The following is a 16,495-nucleotide window of genomic DNA, read 5'->3' as shown; positions in this document are numbered from 1 at the left end:
TGCAACTTTTCGTTGCGCCAAGCTAACTTTGCAAATCCTTGGGCGCAAGTCGCGTCAAAGGCCCAAGGCCCGTTCACGCCGAATAACAGACGCAATTGCGCATACAGCCAGAACCGCGGTCGCCAACATCAACCATAGCAGGGGCATTGCACCGGTTTCGTGGGTTAGCAGCGTCCCGGCAAGGGCGCTGAGCCCGGCGCCTCCTCCAAGCATGATTGCCCCGCTCAGACCTGATGCTGTGGCTGCAAGGTGGGGGCGCACGGACAAAGCTCCAGAAGTTGCGTTCGGGATGGTCATACCGTTTCCAACGCCAACGAATGTCATGAAACCGAAAAAGCTAAGGGCGGTTCCGAAGCCGGCAAGGAACACCAGGGCTGACAGTACGACCCCCGCGGCGTTCAATATACATCCCCACAGAACCATACGGTTTATACCAAACCGGACAGAGTAGCGGCCGCTGACGAAGTTACCAACAAAGTACCCGATCGCAGGGGCGCCGAAATATATGCCAACTTCGGATGCACTTAGGCCGAACAACTCGGTGCCTATGAACGGGGCACCGCCCAGATAGGCAAAAAACGCGCCGGATGACAGCGCCGATGACAGGGAATAGCCCCAGAACCGTGGGGACATCAGTAGTTCGGGATATTCCCGGAATTGTTGGCCCAATGTCTTGCCGCTTTTGGCTGCTGTTTCGCCAAAATCCATGTAAATAAGTAGCAGTGTGAGTACGCCGAGCGCGAAGGGCAGCCAGAAGTTTGCCTTCCATCCAAAGCTCTCCTCCAGCATTCCGCCGATGGCTGGTCCGATCATCGGGACGACGGCCATTCCCATCGTGACATAGCCGATCATCGAGGCGGCCTGGTCCTGGTCGTAAAGGTCGCGGACCGCAGCCCGGCTTAGGACCATCCCAACAACGATGACCGCCTGGCACATCCTGAAGGCTAAAAAGACCTGTACGTTCGGGGCGTAGATGCTGCCGAGGGTCGCAAGCAGAAACAGCGCAAGCCCCCAGAGAAGAACGGGCCTGCGCCCGGCTTTGTCCGCAATCGGACCTATGAGAATTTGAAGGACCGCGTTGACCAGAAGGTAAAGGGCGATCGACAGTTGCATGACCTTGTAGTCGGCATCGAAATACAGGGCCATATTCGGCAAGCTGGGCAAGAACAGGTTCAGGCTAAGCGCAGACAGCCCCGACAGTAAGACAAGCGTGGCAATTGAGGGGGGCGAGCGTCGCGCCTGGGATGAGCTAAACTGCATGGTTCATGTGTATAAAGGGCCTGTTTGCAATTACCATCCGACTTGCTGGTTTCTGTCTGAGATTAGCAAGTTTTCAATTTCCCATAAGATTATTGCCAAAGATTTGCAAATTTGCCGAAAGTCGCTTTGGTCCAGGGGGTGATGCGTATAATGTCCCGCCAAATTTCATAGGGGATCACCGTCATGAAAGACATCCTGACCGAACTTGAGGACCGCCGCAACGACGCCCGGCTTGGGGGTGGACAAAGGCGTATCGACGCTCAGCACGCGCGTGGAAAGCTGACTGCGCGCGAGCGGATTGAGCTGCTTGTAGACGAAGGCAGCTTTGAAGAGTTCGACATGTTCGTCAGCCATCGCTGCACCGATTTCGGGATGGAAAACCAAAAGCCTGCGGGCGACGGCGTTGTCACCGGTTGGGGAACCATCAATGGCCGTATGGTCTATGTGTTCAGTCAGGATTTTACAGTGTTTGGCGGATCCCTTTCGGAAACGCACGCTCAGAAAATCTGCAAGATCATGGATATGGCGATCCAGAATGGCGCCCCCGTGATTGGGATCAACGACTCGGGCGGGGCGCGTATTCAGGAAGGCGTGGCGTCGCTGGCTGGGTACGCCGAGGTGTTTCAGCGCAACATCATGGCCTCGGGCGTCGTGCCTCAGATCAGCGTGATCATGGGGCCGTGCGCAGGTGGCGCGGTTTACAGCCCTGCGATGACCGACTTTATCTTTATGGTCAAAGACACCTCATACATGTTCGTAACTGGCCCGGACGTTGTGAAAACAGTCACCAATGAGGTCGTCACGGCCGAGGAGTTGGGCGGAGCGTCCACCCACACCAAGAAGTCCTCGGTCGCGGACGGCGCGTTCGAGAACGATGTCGAGGCCCTGGCCGAGGTTCGCCGTTTGGTCGACTTCTTGCCGCTCAACAACCGTGAAAAACCGCCGGTTCGCCCGTTTTTTGATGAGCCAAACCGTGTAGAAACCTCGCTGGATACACTGATACCAGACAATCCGAACACGCCCTATGACATGAAAGAGCTCATCACCAAGGTGGCGGATGAGGGCGATTTCTACGAAATTCAGGAAGACTACGCCAAGAATATCATCACTGGCTTTATCCGGCTTGAGGGGCAGACCGTTGGCGTTGTGGCCAACCAGCCTATGGTTCTTGCCGGGTGTCTCGACATCGACAGCTCGCGCAAGGCGGCAAGGTTTGTGCGCTTCTGTGATTGCTTCGAGATCCCGATCCTGACGCTGGTGGATGTGCCGGGCTTCTTGCCCGGAACGTCACAGGAATATGGCGGTGTCATTAAGCACGGCGCAAAGCTGCTGTTCGCCTATGGTGAAGCTACTGTACCCAAAGTCACAGTAATCACCCGCAAGGCATATGGCGGGGCTTATGACGTGATGGCCTCAAAGCATTTGCGCGGCGATTTCAACTATGCGTGGCCAACGGCCGAGATTGCCGTGATGGGTGCCAAGGGTGCGACCGAGATCATCCACCGCGCCGATCTTGGCGATGCGGAAAAGATCGCTCAGCACACGCAGGACTATGAGGATCGTTTCGCCAATCCCTTCGTGGCGGCTGAACGCGGCTTCATTGATGAGGTGATCATGCCGCAGTCTACCCGCCGTCGTGTGTCCCGCGCCTTTGCAAGTTTGCGGAACAAGAAACTGAAGAACCCGTGGAAAAAGCACGACAATATTCCGCTGTAACCCCGTCAGCAAGCCGGTCCACCTGGATTCTGCCCGCAGGCGAATTCGGGTGGGGTGGCTTACCTAGCGGCAAGTTTGACTTTGAGGTCAAAGCTGTTAAATGAATGTGTTTATCAGAAATTGGAAAGCGCGGGCCACAAGCCATGCGCGCGCGATCCCGGAGAGAGGAGCCTGCCTTTGGCGGGTCCGGGATCGCGCCTTTATTCTGATCTTTCTTGGCTTGCCTTCCCTTACGTTCGCAGATTCTGAGGCTTTGTTGCCTGTTCCCTCTGGCCAGCCTGTGCACCTGAGTGATGTTCTGCTGGACACCAATCCGGGTGAGCTGTGGGTGCGCTTTCGTTTTGTCGCGCCCAAGATCGGGGCCGAGGTCGGGCGAATCGGTTACGATGTTGCATCGGTGGATATGGAGCATTTGTGCCAGACGCTGGCAGTTGCCTATGTCGCACAATACGAACTTGTGCCGGCGCGGGTTGTTATCTCTTTGTCTGATCGGCCCACCGAATTCGGTCGAGCGTCCCCCGATGCCACACAGTTTTTTGAAGCCTACCGGCTGGAGCAGTCGCAGTGTATCTGGGAGGGGCTTTGACGGTGAAACACAGTCTTGAATCAGTCAAAGCATTTCTGAACAGCACAGCGGCTTTGGAGGTGCGCGAAATGGCTTCGTCCTGCAGTGGACATAATTCTCTTATCTTATCTCGTTTTTTCGCAGACGAGGTGACAACATGCTAAAACATCGTGGTTTTCCGGGACGACTGGCCGGAACGGATTATCAATTCACAATTCGCCGGGCGAACCCAAAAGGCGTTACGCCTTTGACACGACGTGAGCGGTTCCGCGATCGCAAACCTGCTGACCGGCGCGCCGATGCTGCTTTCATTGAGGCGCTGTGGGCCCAGTTCGGGGATCAACCGTTCGAGCGCGGGAACCTTGATGCTGGCCGTCTGAGCTGGCTGTTCGAGCGTGAGGTCGTTCCAGCCGAGGATCCGTTTGACCCTGCCAGCTATGATGCGCTGCTGGTGATAGACCTCGACGTCGCAAAACTATCCTTTCCAGATATCTTCGACGGAGTTCGCTGACCGTGCGCGCCGCTGCCTCATATCTCTGCGAGCGCACGTCTCGCCGTCCGATGAGATCAGCGGGCCGAGTGGAAATTCGGAAATCATCGCAGGTTCGTCGCGGTGTCGGGGCGGATTTTCTGGCGTATTCAGTGGAATATGGGTGGTTGCCGGTCGGCGCATTTCTGCGCGAGACCTGCCCGGATGGGCAGATTCCAGCCGGAAAGATTGAACGTCGTGAATCCCGGTTTGCAGCCGCAACCTCTCCGTGCATGGTGAATGGGCCGTGCGGCTCTACTTTGCCTGCGCCGCACATGCACCTACTATTCCGTACCCCTTCCTTCCGCGGGCAGGCTTGTGAGACCCACAATTCCCTGCCCGCGTTTTTCTTTGCGCATGAATTGCGCAAAAAGCGGCATAAATCTGCGCAAACTCCAAATTTGATCTGTCTGATATTGAATAACAAGGTGCGAATCCGACATGTGCCCCCGAACGCATCTAAATACCTGAAGGGGCAGACATCATGCGAATTTCAAAAGTCGTTCTCGTACTGGCGACCTGCGCGGGCCTTGCGGCCTGCGGTGAAAACACGGGCGAACAGGCGCTGCTTGGCGGCGGCGCGGGCGCGTTGGGCGCGGCCGTCCTTAGCGCCGACCCGTTTGTGGGGGCTGCAGTCGGTGCCGCCGGCAACGTGCTTTACTGTAAAACACAGAGAAACTGCTACTAACGTAATCTTCGGGGCGCGCGTCGCCTCGACCGTCATCGCGCATCACGCCGTCGCGGGGTTTAGGCCCTGCGGCGGCGTTTTGCGTTTCCAGAACACCAAGACAAAGGACGTCCCATGTTCAACAAGATCCTGATCGCCAACCGGGGCGAGATCGCCTGCCGGGTCATCAAGACCGCGCGTAAAATGGGTATTGGCACCGTCGCCATCTACTCGGATGCGGACAAGAACGCATTGCATGTGTCGATGGCGGATGAAGCTGTCCATATCGGGCCGCCGCCTGCGAACCAGTCCTACATCGTGATCGACAAGGTCATGGATGCGATCCGTCAAAGCGGTGCACAGGCGGTTCACCCCGGATATGGTTTCCTGTCTGAGAACTCTAAGTTTGCCGAGGCCCTGGACGCTGAAGGTGTTGCTTTTGTCGGCCCGCCGGTTGGTGCGATTGAAAGCATGGGTGACAAGATCACCTCGAAGAAAATCGCGCAGGATGCGAGTGTTTCGACGGTTCCCGGATACATGGGGCTGATCGAGGACGCGGACGAAGCGGTCAAGATTTCAAACGAAATCGGCTATCCGGTCATGATCAAGGCCAGCGCTGGCGGCGGTGGTAAAGGCATGCGGATTGCGTGGAACGACGAAGAAGCGCGCGAAGGCTTCCAGTCGTCCAAGAACGAGGCCGCGAACTCTTTTGGTGACGACCGTATCTTCATCGAGAAATTCGTAACCCAGCCGCGCCATATCGAAATTCAGGTTCTGTGCGACAGCCACGGCAACGGCATCTATCTGGGCGAGCGTGAATGCTCGATCCAGCGTCGTAACCAGAAAGTCGTCGAGGAAGCCCCTTCGCCGTTTCTTGACCCCGAGACCCGCAAAGCGATGGGCGAACAGGCGGTCGCGTTGGCCAAGGCCGTGGACTATGCCAGTGCCGGGACGGTGGAATTCATCGTGGATGGCGACAAGAATTTCTACTTCCTGGAAATGAACACGCGTCTGCAGGTCGAACACCCTGTGACCGAGCTGATCACCGGTGTCGATCTGGTGGAACAGATGATCCGCGTGGCGGCTGGTGAGAAATTGACCATCACGCAGGATGACGTGACCCTGACCGGCTGGGCGATTGAAAACCGTCTGTATGCCGAGGATCCCTATCGCAACTTCCTGCCCTCGATTGGTCGTCTGACTCGCTATCGCCCGCCAATGGAAACGGCTGCCGGTCCCATGCTGGTGAACGGCAAATGGCAGGGCGATGCGCCCGAAGGCGAGGCCGCAGTGCGCAATGACACCGGCGTCTATGAGGGCGGCGAGATCAGCATGTATTACGACCCGATGATCGCCAAGCTATGTACATGGGCACCGACCCGTGAGGCCGCGATCGAGGCGATGCGCGTGGCGCTGGACAGCTTCGAGGTTGAAGGCATTGGCCACAACCTGCCGTTCCTGTCCGCCGTGATGGATCACCCGAAGTTCATCAGCGGCGACATGACCACCGCCTTCATCGCCGAGGAATATCCGGACGGGTTCGAGGGTGTCGAACTGCCCGATGGCGACCTGCGCCGTATCGCGGCGTCCTGCGCAGCCATGTACCGCGTTGCTGAAATCCGTCGGACTCGTGTGTCGGGCCGTATGGACAATCACGAACGCAAAGTCGGCAACCGTTGGGTTGTATCGCTGCAAGGGCAGGATTTTGCGGTTCGCGTCGGGGCGGACAAGGACGGCGCGACAGTTCGGTTCGAGGACGGATCGACCCTGCGCGTCGCCTCCGAATGGACGCCCGGTGATCAGCTTGCGGTGGTCGAAGTGGACGGTGATCCGCTGGTCATGAAGGTCGGTAAAGTCTCGGGCGGGTTCCGAATCCGCAACCGGGGCGCAGACCTGAAAGTGCATGTACGCCGTCCGCGTCAGGCGGAACTGGCAAAATTGATGCCCGAGAAACTGCCGCCCGATACCTCGAAAATGCTGCTCTGCCCGATGCCCGGCCTGATCGTGAAGGTCGATGTCGAAGTGGGGCAGGAGGTGCAGGAAGGTCAGGCGCTGTGCACCGTCGAGGCGATGAAGATGGAAAACATCCTGCGCGCCGAGAAAAAGGGCGTGGTCGCCAAGATCAACGCTGGCCCCGGCGACAGCCTCGCCGTGGACGATGTGATCATCGAGTTCGAGTGATCATGACGGCGCTTTTGTCATATCCCCTTGGTGCCCCGGCGTTCTGCGCCGGGGGATTGGGGCGTGGCAAAAGCGTTCAGCCGCCCCCGCGCCGTTCGCGGATTTCGCGTTCGCGCAGGGGGGTCTTGTCGATGGACCGGCCAATCTCGCGCACGCTCCACGGCGACGGTTTGCGCAGTTTGACCACACCGTCCTTGTCGACAAACACCATCTGGAACCCGCGCGGACGCAGTTGCGACCGGATCGGGGACCGGGCCGATGGGTCCGTATCTGTCAGCACCACGACGTCGCGGTCCCGCATGGCCGCTTCGCCCTCGACCAGCATGTCAATCTGCTGCTGGAACCGTGGGTCCGCTGGGGTGTCGGCAAAGACGACGATGGGTCGGCTGACCCACAAAAACTCGCTGAGATCGCTGTCACCAGCGGGGCGGACGAATTCGTCTTCGGCAGGCGCAGACCCGTCAGCAGCAAGGGCCGCCAGCGGGATTAGTGCCGAGAAAACAAGGGCAAGCGTTCGTGTCATTGGGCCTCCTGTCCCATCGAATATAGCCCCTGTGTCGATGAATGCGACCAGTGAAATGCAATGCACGCTCAATTTGTTGCGTGCGGCCCGACTGGACCGGGCAATCCGAAACATAACTGCGGGCAGGTTCCTCTCTGTGCGCGACCCGAAATAGGAAAAGGAAATCGCCATGACCGATACCAAAGACTGGCAGGCGCTGGCCGAGAAAGAGCTGCGCGGTCGTCCGCTGGAAGACCTCACCAAAGAGACGCTGGAAGGCATTGACGTCAAGCCGCTCTATACGGCCGAGGACACCGCTGATCTGCCGCATATGGGCACGCTGCCGGGGTTCGGCCCGTTCACGCGCGGGGTGAAGGCCACGATGTATGCAGGCCGTCCTTGGACGATCCGGCAATATGCAGGGTTCTCGACGGCTGAGGAATCGAACGCCTTTTACCGCCGCAATCTGGCGGCCGGTCAGCAGGGCGTCTCAGTGGCCTTCGATCTGGCCACGCACCGCGGTTATGACAGCGACCACCCGCGCGTTGTGGGCGATGTGGGCAAGGCTGGCGTGGCCATCGACAGTGTCGAGGATATGAAAATCCTGTTCGACGGTATCCCGCTCGACAAGGTCTCGGTCTCGATGACGATGAACGGCGCGGTGATCCCGATTTTGGCGAATTTCATTGTCGCCGGTGAGGAGCAGGGCCACGACAAATCCGTCCTGTCCGGCACCATTCAGAATGACATTCTGAAAGAGTTCATGGTGCGGAATACCTATATTTACCCGCCCGAGCCGTCGATGAAGATCATCTCGGACATCATCGACTATACCTCGAACGAAATGCCCAAATTCAACTCGATCTCGATCTCGGGCTATCACATGCAAGAGGCCGGGGCGAACCTGGTGCAAGAACTGGCCTATACGCTTGCCGATGGCCGCGAATATGTGCGCGCCGCGACGCAGGCCGGGATGGACGTGGACAAATTCGCGGGCCGTCTGTCGTTCTTCTTTGCTATCGGTATGAACTTTTTCATGGAGATCGCCAAACTGCGTGCCGCCCGCACCCTGTGGCACCGCGTGATGACCGATTTTGGGGCGAAATCCGAACGATCCAAGATGCTGCGCACCCACTGCCAGACGTCTGGCGTGTCGTTGCAGGAACAAGACCCCTATAACAACGTTATCCGCACCGCATACGAGGCGATGAGCGCGGTTCTGGGCGGTACGCAGTCGCTGCACACGAACGCTCTGGACGAGGCGATTGCCCTGCCTACCGATTTCTCGGCCCGCATTGCGCGGAACACCCAGCTTGTGTTGCAGGAAGAAACCGGCGTGACCGACGTGGTCGATCCGCTGGCGGGGTCCTATTATATCGAAAGTCTGACCAATGAGCTGGTCGAAAAAGCCTGGGCGCTGATGGAAGAGGTCGAGGAGATGGGCGGCATGACCAAGGCCGTTGCCTCGGGCATGCCCAAGCTGCGGATCGAAGAAAGCGCCGCGCGCCGTCAGGCGATGATCGACCGGGGCGAAGAGGTGATCGTTGGCGTCAACAAATACCGCAAGGAACAGGAAGACCCGATCGACATTCTGGACGTCGACAACGTCGCTGTGCGCGAGGCACAGGTCGCACGGCTGGAGCGTATCCGCGCCACTCGTGACGAAGCTGCATGCGAAAAGGCGCTGGACGCGCTGACCAAGACCGCCCAGGAGGGTGGAAACCTGCTGGCTGCTGCGGTCGAAGCCGCCCGCGCCCGCGCATCCGTAGGAGAGATCAGCATGGCAATGGAAAAAGAGTTCGGCCGCCACCGCGCCGAAGTGAAGACGCTGGCCGGTGTCTACGGGGCCGCTTATGAGGGCGACGAAGGCTTCGCCGCCATCCAGAAATCCATCGAGGAGTTCGCCGAGGCCGAAGGCCGCCGCCCACGTCTGTTGGTGGTCAAGATGGGGCAGGACGGTCACGACCGGGGTGCCAAGGTAATCGCAACCGCCTTTGCCGATATCGGATTTGACGTGGATGTTGGCCCTCTGTTCCAGACGCCAGCCGAGGCCGCGCAGGATGCGGTGGACAACGACGTGCATGTGGTCGGGATTTCGTCGCAGGCGGCGGGTCACAAAACGCTGGCCCCGCAGTTGGTGGAAGAACTCAAGAAAGCCGGGGCCGAGGACATCATCGTCATTTGCGGTGGTGTGATCCCTCAGCAGGATTACCAGTTCCTCTATGATCATGGGGTCAAGGCGATCTTTGGTCCGGGCACAAATATCCCCGAGGCGGCGCAGGACATTCTGCGCCTGATCGGTGAGGCCAAGGGTTAATGCGGGTTTCCCGCTGAAAACTCTTGTGATCCTGCGTCTTTGACGGAAACATGCGACCAGATCCGCTTGGGTCTGGTCGTTTTTCGTAGGAGGGCGCGCATGTTACTCGATCATCTGGCTGTCGCGGGTGAAACGCTTGAAGAAGCCGCTGCTCATGTCGAGCAGGCGCTGGGCGTCCCCCTTCAAGACGGCGGAAAGCACGAGAAGTTCGGAACATACAATCGGCTGCTCGGCCTTGCGGATGGCCTGTATCTTGAGGCGATCGCGATTGACCCGTCTGCGCCGCGCCCTGATCGGACACGCTGGTTCGACCTTGATCGGTTTCAGGGAAGCCCGCGACTGACAAACTGGATTTGCCGTGTCCCGAACATCGAAGCATCGCTTGACGTTTTCCCGGATGGCGTCGGACATCCCATTGACCTGACCAGAGGCGCACTGAGCTGGCGAATGGCGGTTCCCCCTAACGGGCGGCTGCCCTTTGACAACTTGTTTCCTGCATTGATCCAATGGCACGGGGATCTGCACCCCGCGCAGATGCTGCAAGATAGCGGATGTCGCCTGCGACAGTTGGTTGTGTTCCATCCTGACGCGCTTGAACTGGCAAAACTGCTAGGTGCGATGGACCACGTGGTGTTCGATTCCGGCCCCGCCGCCTTGCGCGCGGAATTTGAAACGCCCCATGGCAAACGCGTGCTGGAATGATCATTCGTCAGGCAAAAGTTACCGATGCGGATGCCATTGCTGAGATTACCAATCAGATCATTCGGGACACGCTTGTGACCTTTACCACAGCCGAGCGCGACGTGGACGGTATAGCCGACGATATCCAAAACCGTGGCCCCGCTTATCTGGTGGCCGAGTTGGAGGGGCGGGTTGTGGGCTTTGCCACCTACGGCCCTTTTCGTGCAGGTCCCGGATACGCGCAATGCCGCGAGCACTCCATCCAGCTCTCACCCAAGGCGCGTGGGCACGGCACTGGCCGAGCGTTGATGACCGCGTTAGAGGCCGTAGCCAAGGACGAGGGCGTTCATGTCTTGGTTGCTGGGATATCGTCGGCAAACCCGGTGGGGGTTTCGTTTCATGCGGCACTTGGCTTCAAGACAGTCGGGCACATGCCCGAGGTTGGGTTCAAGTGGGGCAAAAGGCTGGATCTTGTGCTGATGCAGAAAATTCTTGCCGCAGACCCATTGGTTGCACCTGACACCGGCGAATTGGGGCGCTAGGGTGCGATCATGTCGATCTGGACCCGCATATCTGATGCGCTGAGCGCGCTTGCACAGGGCGAAAGCCTGACCGCTGTTTTCGAGAAACTGCGTACGCCTCCCGAACGGTCGATCGCGTTTACCATCGCCGTAATCGCGCTGGGTGCGAAAATGGCCAAGGCTGATGGGCAGGTGACGCGGGATGAGGTCACAGCCTTTCGCGATGTGTTCCGGATTGCACGCGAAGACGAGGCCGGCGCTGCCCGCGTCTTCGACATGGCCCGGACCGACGTTGCGGGGTATCAGGAATACGCCCGCAAGATCGCCGGAATGTTCGCTGATGACAGCACCACGCTCTGCGATTTGATGGAAGGATTGTTCCATATCGCGATGGCTGACGGGTTTTACCATCCGAACGAAAACGAGTTTCTAGAGGAAGTCAGCCGGATTTTCGGGCAGACCGAAGCCCAGTTTCTTGCGCTGCGGGAAAGGTTTGTGCCGGACGCGCCGAAAGACCCTTATACGGTTCTGGGCGTCCCGCGTGACATGCCCTTGCCCGATATCCGCAAGGTCTGGCGGCAATTGGTGCGGGATACGCACCCGGACGCAATGATATCGCGCGGGGTGCCCGAAGAAGCCATTCGTCTGGCCGAGAAAAAGATGATCGACATCAATCGCGCCTGGGATCAGATCAACGGCGCCCGAGCCTGACGCTTATGCGATTGGCGACCTACAATATCGAGTGGTTTGCCAATCTATTCGACCGCAATGACCGGTTGATTTTTGACGACAGTTGGTCGGGCAGACACGATGTCACGACCGCCCAGCAGGTCGAAGCGATCGCCAAGGTTCTGACAGCAATCGACGCCGACGCCGTCTTGATCGTCGAAGCGCCGAACACTGGAAAAACACAGAATACAGTCCGCGCTTTGCAGCGCTTTGCCGAGGCATTTGACCTGAGAACCAGTCATGCGGTCATGGGGTTTGCGAACGACACGCATCAGGAATTGGCCTTGCTGTATGATCCGGGCGCTCTTTCTGCGGTTCATGACCCGATTGGAGATGACGCAGCACAGTCGGATTCCCCTCGCTTCGATTCGGTGTTTCAAATCGATCTCGACATTGATGAGACCGAGGATCAGGTGCGATTTTCAAAACCGCCGATGGAACTGGCCATCAAAACTCCGGCCGGTGCTTCGTTTCGCCTGATCGGAGCGCATCTGAAATCCAAAGCTCCGCATGGGGCGGACAGCCGCGACGAGGCGATCCGCATTTCTATTGCCAACCGGCGCAAGCAACTCGCCCAAGCGGTTTGGCTGGCGCGACGGATCAAGGCCCATATTGCCGAAGGCGAAGACGTCATTCTTTTGGGTGATCTGAACGATGGGCCGGGCCTTGATGAGTTCGAGAACCTGTTCGGGAGGTCTTCGGTCGAGATTCTGCTGGGTTCCGGGTTGTTTGATCCCAACGCTATCACCGCCTATGGGCCAGAGCCGGGACTTGTTCCGTCTACGGCCCGTTTCCCACGCCCGGACACAGGCGGGTATCTTGATGCGCTTTTGGATTACATCATGATCAGTGACAGGTTGCGCGGGCACCGCCCGGACTGGCGCATCTGGCATCCGTTTCACGATCCGGTTTGCCGCGATCGGCAAGATTTGCACGACGCTCTGCTAACAGCATCAGACCACTTCCCGGTAACCTTGGATATTGACCTGTGACCTTTCATCAACCGCCTCAAGAGCTTATATCTTTGACTATGAAAAATCTTTTCTCGATCTGTGCGATAACCACCGTGATGGCGTTTCCAGCACATGCTGAAGACGAAACCGGACAATCTTTGATGGAGCAGGGCGCAGAGCTGTTCTTAGAAGGGCTGCGTCAGGAAATGGAACCTGCGCTGGAAGATTTGCTGGGACTGGCGGATCAGTTCGGTCCCGCCATGCAGTCTTTTTTCCAGGAAATGGGGCCAGCATTGGCGGAATTGGCAGGTGAAATTCAGGACTGGAGCACCTACGAAGCACCGGAAATCCTGCCCAATGGCGACATTATCATCAGGAAAAAACAGCCAGAGGCGGAACCGCTGCCCGAACAGCCCGACGAAGTGCCGGAAGGGGCAACGGATATCTAAGGATCAGCCCTTGATGATCACGCGGGTATCGGATTTCAGCGCGCTGGCCAAAGAGTTCAGCCGCGCTTCGGCAACTTCGTTGAACAGAAGCCCCGCTGACTTTGGCAGGAAAAGGTCCAGGTGCCGCTTTTTGGGGTAGAAGCGCAACGTTCCCATAGGCGCATCGCTCTGCATCCATAACATCGCCCCAAAGCGCATGGCCTTGCCCAGAATTTCAGCTTGTTTCTGGTCTTTTTCGTCAAGCAGTTCGTATAGCGGCGCGAACCGGTTGCCCTCGCGTTTGTTGCGGTAACGATGCTGCAATGCAAGACCGATGAAGACCCGTTCAGAGTGTTTCAAACCGCCCAGATTGGCGCGGGTCACATTGTCGAAACAGACTTCGGCCCGGTAATCAGGATGCGCCCGCCAGCTTACATCATGCAGCAGACACGCGGCCTTGATCAGCCGAACCCGAGCAGCAGGGGCCGATTTGAACAGGGGCATGACGAAGTCGAACAGGTGTTTGCCGAAACCGGGCAGACGCGCGTCCTTGGCCTCGGAAAAGCGGCTGGCTTCTATCAGCGGATCCCGGTCCCGTAGGTTTTGGGGCATTTGCTCGTACAAAAGCCCCTCGCGGATTCCATAGCTGGAAATCGCGATGTCCTTGGGTTTGAATGTTCGCACCAGTCGGGCAAGCACGTCCATTGCATAAGGGATCAGTGCCATGCGCGACCCGGAAACACCCGCCTGGCTGCGCAGCTTTTCAGGGTCGCCTTTTTCAATGAACTTGATGGTTTCGCGTACTTGCGACGTGGTCATGCGATACTCGTGCAGGACGTTCAGCGGATACCCCCGCCGCAGCATGTCCAGACGCGCGAAGGCACGCCAACTGCCACCGACCAGGAACAGGCGATCACGTTGCGGACCCATTTGTGCGCGCAGATCCTCCATCGTGCTCTTGATATGGTTTTTTCGCGCGCGCCGTCCGCCTTTGATATCCCGCAGTTTGAGCGGACCCAGAGCCGAGGTCACGCGCCGCCCGACCTGACCGTCGCCAATCTCGGCCAGTTCCATGGATGATCCGCCTATATCGCAGATCAGCCCATAGGCACCGGGCCACCCCAGCAGGACGCCCTGCGCAGACAGGCGCGCTTCTTCTTCACCATCGATGACTGACACAGTCAGGCCGGTTTCACGGTGAACTTCAGCGCAAAATTCGGGGCCGTCTTTGGCCTCGCGCACGGCGGCGGTCGCGACAACATGTAGCCCGGGCAGGCCCAGATCTTCGGCCAGTTGGTTGAACCTTTGCAGCGCGGCCAGAGCACGCTGCCGTCCGCGTGGGTTCAGGCGACCGGTCTCAGAGAGGCCAGCCCCAAGTTCGCACATGACTTTTTCGTTGTAGAAATACGCCGGGGATCGCGCAGCCCCGTCAAAGATCACCATCCTGACCGAGTTTGACCCGACATCAACAACACCCACGCGCGACAGGGCGCGGGCCTCGGGGTCGTCGAACAGTGGCTTTCCGAAAGGCCCCCAGTCGGGGATGTCGGTTTCGACGGTCTGATCCATGTCTTTTCCAGATATTCCGGGCTTAGAATGCGAGATCACCGGGTGCGGGTCAATTGCCAGATTAGAATTCATCGCGTTCCGAGTTAAGGACGCGCGCAGCCAAAGTTCGCGTGATTTCGCGTTTTTCCGACAGTGCCAACTGGTCCAGTTGCTCCACGACTTCGGCAGCCGTCTCGAAACGCCGGTCCATGTGCTTGACCAGATAGGCAATGACCTCGGGGCCGGGGTTCAGTTGCCGGTCGACAAATAGCTTGGCCAGAACCGCACCCAGAAGGGCGTCGTCCGGCGGGTCCAGGGCGACATGGTGTGCGCCTTCGATTCTGCTTTGCAGATCGGGCAGGGGCAGTTCCCAAAACTTCGGAGCCATGCGCCCCGTCATCAGCAGGGCATGTCCTTCGGCCAAAACCAGATTGTGCAGGTGAAACAGCGTTTTCTGCTGCTCGATGTTACCCGCGATCATGGGCACATCCTCAACGGCAATGGCTGACTGGGCAAGTCCGGGCACGGCGTCATGCGTGATGTCTTTTGCCTGCACGATGCGTCCGCCTGTTTCGGCTGCCCAGACATGGGCCAGATGCGTTTTTCCCGCCCCGGCCGGGCCGCTGAGAACCAGCTTGTTTCCGGGCCATGACGTGGCCGAGATCATGGCAACAGCCAATGCGTTCGCCGGTGAGACGAAAAAGTCCCCTCGTCCCAGCGCAGTCTTGGCCGGAAGATCAAAACTCAGTTGTTGGGCCATTTACTCGTCTTTCTGGTCAGCCTGTTCAGCGCTTTCTAGACCGGTGTATAACCGGCTTTCCAGATAGATCGACGTGGCAAACCGTGCCAGCACGCCCAAAGCTGCTGCAACCGGCACGGCAATCAACATGCCAACAAAGCCGAACAAAGCGCCAAAGACTGACAGGGCCAACAGCAGCCAGACCGGATGCAGTCCAACCGAGTTACCCACCAGTTTGGGTGTCAGGAAATTACCTTCGGTCACCTGTCCCAGCACGAAAATACCGGCGACCAGACCGATTTGGGCCCAGTCCCCCCAGAATTGAAACAATGCCAGACCAATAGCCAATGTTCCGCCAATCAAGGCTCCGAGATAGGGGATGAAGGTAACCAGACCGGCGATAAATCCTACGATCAGACCGAATTGCAGCCCGACAGCCATCAACGCCACGGCGTAGTAGGTTCCGAGGATCAGGCAGACCGTTCCCATGCCGCGCACGAATGACGCGAGAACGTCGTCGATCTCGCTGGCCAGTCGTTCGATTGTTGGGGCGTGATCGCGTGGCAAAAGCTCTTCGATGCGGGCGATCATGCGGTCCCAGTCCAGCAGCAGATAGACCGCCACCACTGGAACGATCACCATCAGCACCACAACGTTGATGGCAGACCCCAGTGATGCGGCAACGGATTGCAGGACATCCCCGGTTTTGGACTGCAGGGTCTCGCCCAATGACACGAGAAATTGGTGCGAGTTGGACTCGCGATCCAGTAGAGACGGGAACTGCTGTTCGATGAACCCGCGCAGTTGCTTGACCAGGTTGGGCATGAACTCAACCAATTCAATAAGCTGCGTGATCAGTGCGGGCACTACCATCAGAACCATCAAGATGAAGCCCAATACGCCGACGACAGTTATAATCCCGGTTGCCGCTATCCGTGACAGGCCCATGTCTTCCAGCCGGTCAGCGATGGGATCAAGGAAATACGCGATTGCGCCGCCAATCACGAACGGAAGCAAAACGTCGCCAAGTGCCCATAAAAGCAGAACAAATATCGCGGTGGCGATGCCCCAGTATCTGAGTTGATCCTTCACCGGCAAAGCCATGCTCGTCCCCTTTTTATCGGTTCTTACAGACGTTCTTGGCGTATGTGGGCCTTTG

At 58.3% G+C, this 16,495-nt stretch carries 16 protein-coding genes; 11 read left to right on the top strand and 5 right to left on the bottom strand.

Annotated elements, in window-relative coordinates; translation table 11 throughout:
* Positions 1-54 precede the first annotated feature (54 nt).
* A complete protein-coding gene (locus tag ACR0LH_RS08495) occupies positions 55-1,260 on the bottom strand; it encodes a multidrug effflux MFS transporter (protein WP_480720512.1) in 1,206 nt (401 codons plus the stop codon).
* Positions 1,261-1,443: 183 nt separating this feature from the next.
* Between ACR0LH_RS08495 and ACR0LH_RS08490 the strand changes: the two genes are divergently transcribed.
* The 5 genes from ACR0LH_RS08490 (at position 1,444) to ACR0LH_RS08470 (ending at position 6,918) form a co-directional block, all read left to right on the top strand.
* Positions 1,444-2,976, top strand: a complete 1,533-nt coding sequence (locus ACR0LH_RS08490) for an acyl-CoA carboxylase subunit beta (protein WP_170695433.1) — start codon at positions 1,444-1,446, stop codon at positions 2,974-2,976.
* 100 nt (positions 2,977-3,076) lie between these two features.
* The gene (locus tag ACR0LH_RS08485; RefSeq protein ID WP_480720511.1) at positions 3,077-3,562 is read left to right on the top strand and encodes a DUF6497 family protein; all 486 of its coding nucleotides are present in this window, start codon (positions 3,077-3,079) and stop codon (positions 3,560-3,562) included.
* Positions 3,563-3,698: 136 nt separating this feature from the next.
* Entirely contained in the window at positions 3,699-4,052 is a 354-nt protein-coding gene (locus ACR0LH_RS08480; protein ID WP_170411130.1) for a hypothetical protein, read from the top strand.
* Positions 4,053-4,554: 502 nt separating this feature from the next.
* Positions 4,555-4,758: a hypothetical protein gene (locus ACR0LH_RS08475; protein WP_170384500.1), complete on the top strand. Its 204-nt coding sequence runs from the start codon at positions 4,555-4,557 to the stop codon at positions 4,756-4,758.
* Positions 4,759-4,872: 114 nt separating this feature from the next.
* Positions 4,873-6,918 carry an acetyl-CoA carboxylase biotin carboxylase subunit gene (locus ACR0LH_RS08470; protein WP_480720510.1) on the top strand — a complete coding sequence of 682 codons (2,046 nt, stop codon included), beginning with the start codon at positions 4,873-4,875 and terminating at the stop codon, positions 6,916-6,918.
* A 76-nt stretch (positions 6,919-6,994) separates the two neighbouring features.
* Here ACR0LH_RS08470 and ACR0LH_RS08465 read toward each other — a convergent pair whose 3' ends face one another.
* Positions 6,995-7,441: a DUF4174 domain-containing protein gene (locus ACR0LH_RS08465; protein WP_170384495.1), complete on the bottom strand. Its 447-nt coding sequence runs from the start codon at positions 7,439-7,441 to the stop codon at positions 6,995-6,997.
* A gap of 169 nt (positions 7,442-7,610) precedes the next feature.
* Here ACR0LH_RS08465 and scpA point away from each other — a divergent pair, with 169 nt between their 5' ends.
* From scpA to ACR0LH_RS08435, 6 genes are all read left to right on the top strand, one after another.
* Positions 7,611-9,737 (top strand): methylmalonyl-CoA mutase, encoded by a 2,127-nt coding sequence (gene scpA, locus ACR0LH_RS08460; protein ID WP_170384493.1) that lies wholly within the window; start codon positions 7,611-7,613, stop codon positions 9,735-9,737.
* 99 nt (positions 9,738-9,836) lie between these two features.
* Positions 9,837-10,439: a VOC family protein gene (locus ACR0LH_RS08455; RefSeq protein ID WP_480720509.1), complete on the top strand. Its 603-nt coding sequence runs from the start codon at positions 9,837-9,839 to the stop codon at positions 10,437-10,439.
* Positions 10,436-10,960: an N-acetyltransferase family protein gene (locus ACR0LH_RS08450; protein WP_480720508.1), complete on the top strand. Its 525-nt coding sequence runs from the start codon at positions 10,436-10,438 to the stop codon at positions 10,958-10,960. The genes ACR0LH_RS08455 and ACR0LH_RS08450 overlap by 4 nt, the downstream gene beginning before the upstream one ends.
* A 9-nt stretch (positions 10,961-10,969) precedes the next feature.
* A complete protein-coding gene (locus ACR0LH_RS08445; protein ID WP_170384487.1) occupies positions 10,970-11,650 on the top strand; it encodes a molecular chaperone DjiA in 681 nt (226 codons plus the stop codon).
* A 5-nt stretch (positions 11,651-11,655) separates the two neighbouring features.
* Positions 11,656-12,660: an endonuclease/exonuclease/phosphatase family protein gene (locus ACR0LH_RS08440; protein WP_480720507.1), complete on the top strand. Its 1,005-nt coding sequence runs from the start codon at positions 11,656-11,658 to the stop codon at positions 12,658-12,660.
* A 38-nt stretch (positions 12,661-12,698) separates the two neighbouring features.
* A complete protein-coding gene (locus ACR0LH_RS08435) occupies positions 12,699-13,070 on the top strand; it encodes a hypothetical protein (RefSeq protein ID WP_480720506.1) in 372 nt (123 codons plus the stop codon).
* 3 nt (positions 13,071-13,073) lie between these two features.
* Here ACR0LH_RS08435 and ACR0LH_RS08430 read toward each other — a convergent pair whose 3' ends face one another.
* The 3 genes from ACR0LH_RS08430 to ACR0LH_RS08420 form a co-directional block, all read right to left on the bottom strand.
* Entirely contained in the window at positions 13,074-14,618 is a 1,545-nt protein-coding gene (locus ACR0LH_RS08430) for a Ppx/GppA family phosphatase (RefSeq protein WP_170411102.1), read from the bottom strand.
* A gap of 61 nt (positions 14,619-14,679) precedes the next feature.
* On the bottom strand, positions 14,680-15,357 hold the full coding sequence (locus ACR0LH_RS08425) for an HdaA/DnaA family protein (RefSeq protein ID WP_170411100.1): 678 nt from the start codon (positions 15,355-15,357) through the stop codon (positions 14,680-14,682).
* Positions 15,358-16,440, bottom strand: a complete 1,083-nt coding sequence (locus tag ACR0LH_RS08420) for an AI-2E family transporter (RefSeq protein WP_170411097.1) — start codon at positions 16,438-16,440, stop codon at positions 15,358-15,360. It lies immediately after the preceding gene.
* Positions 16,441-16,495: the final 55 nt, after the last annotated feature.

The organism is Ruegeria sp. CL6 (assembly GCF_056536465.1).
Note: the sequence above shows the minus strand (reverse complement) of the source record. Positions and strands in the feature narration are given on the sequence as shown.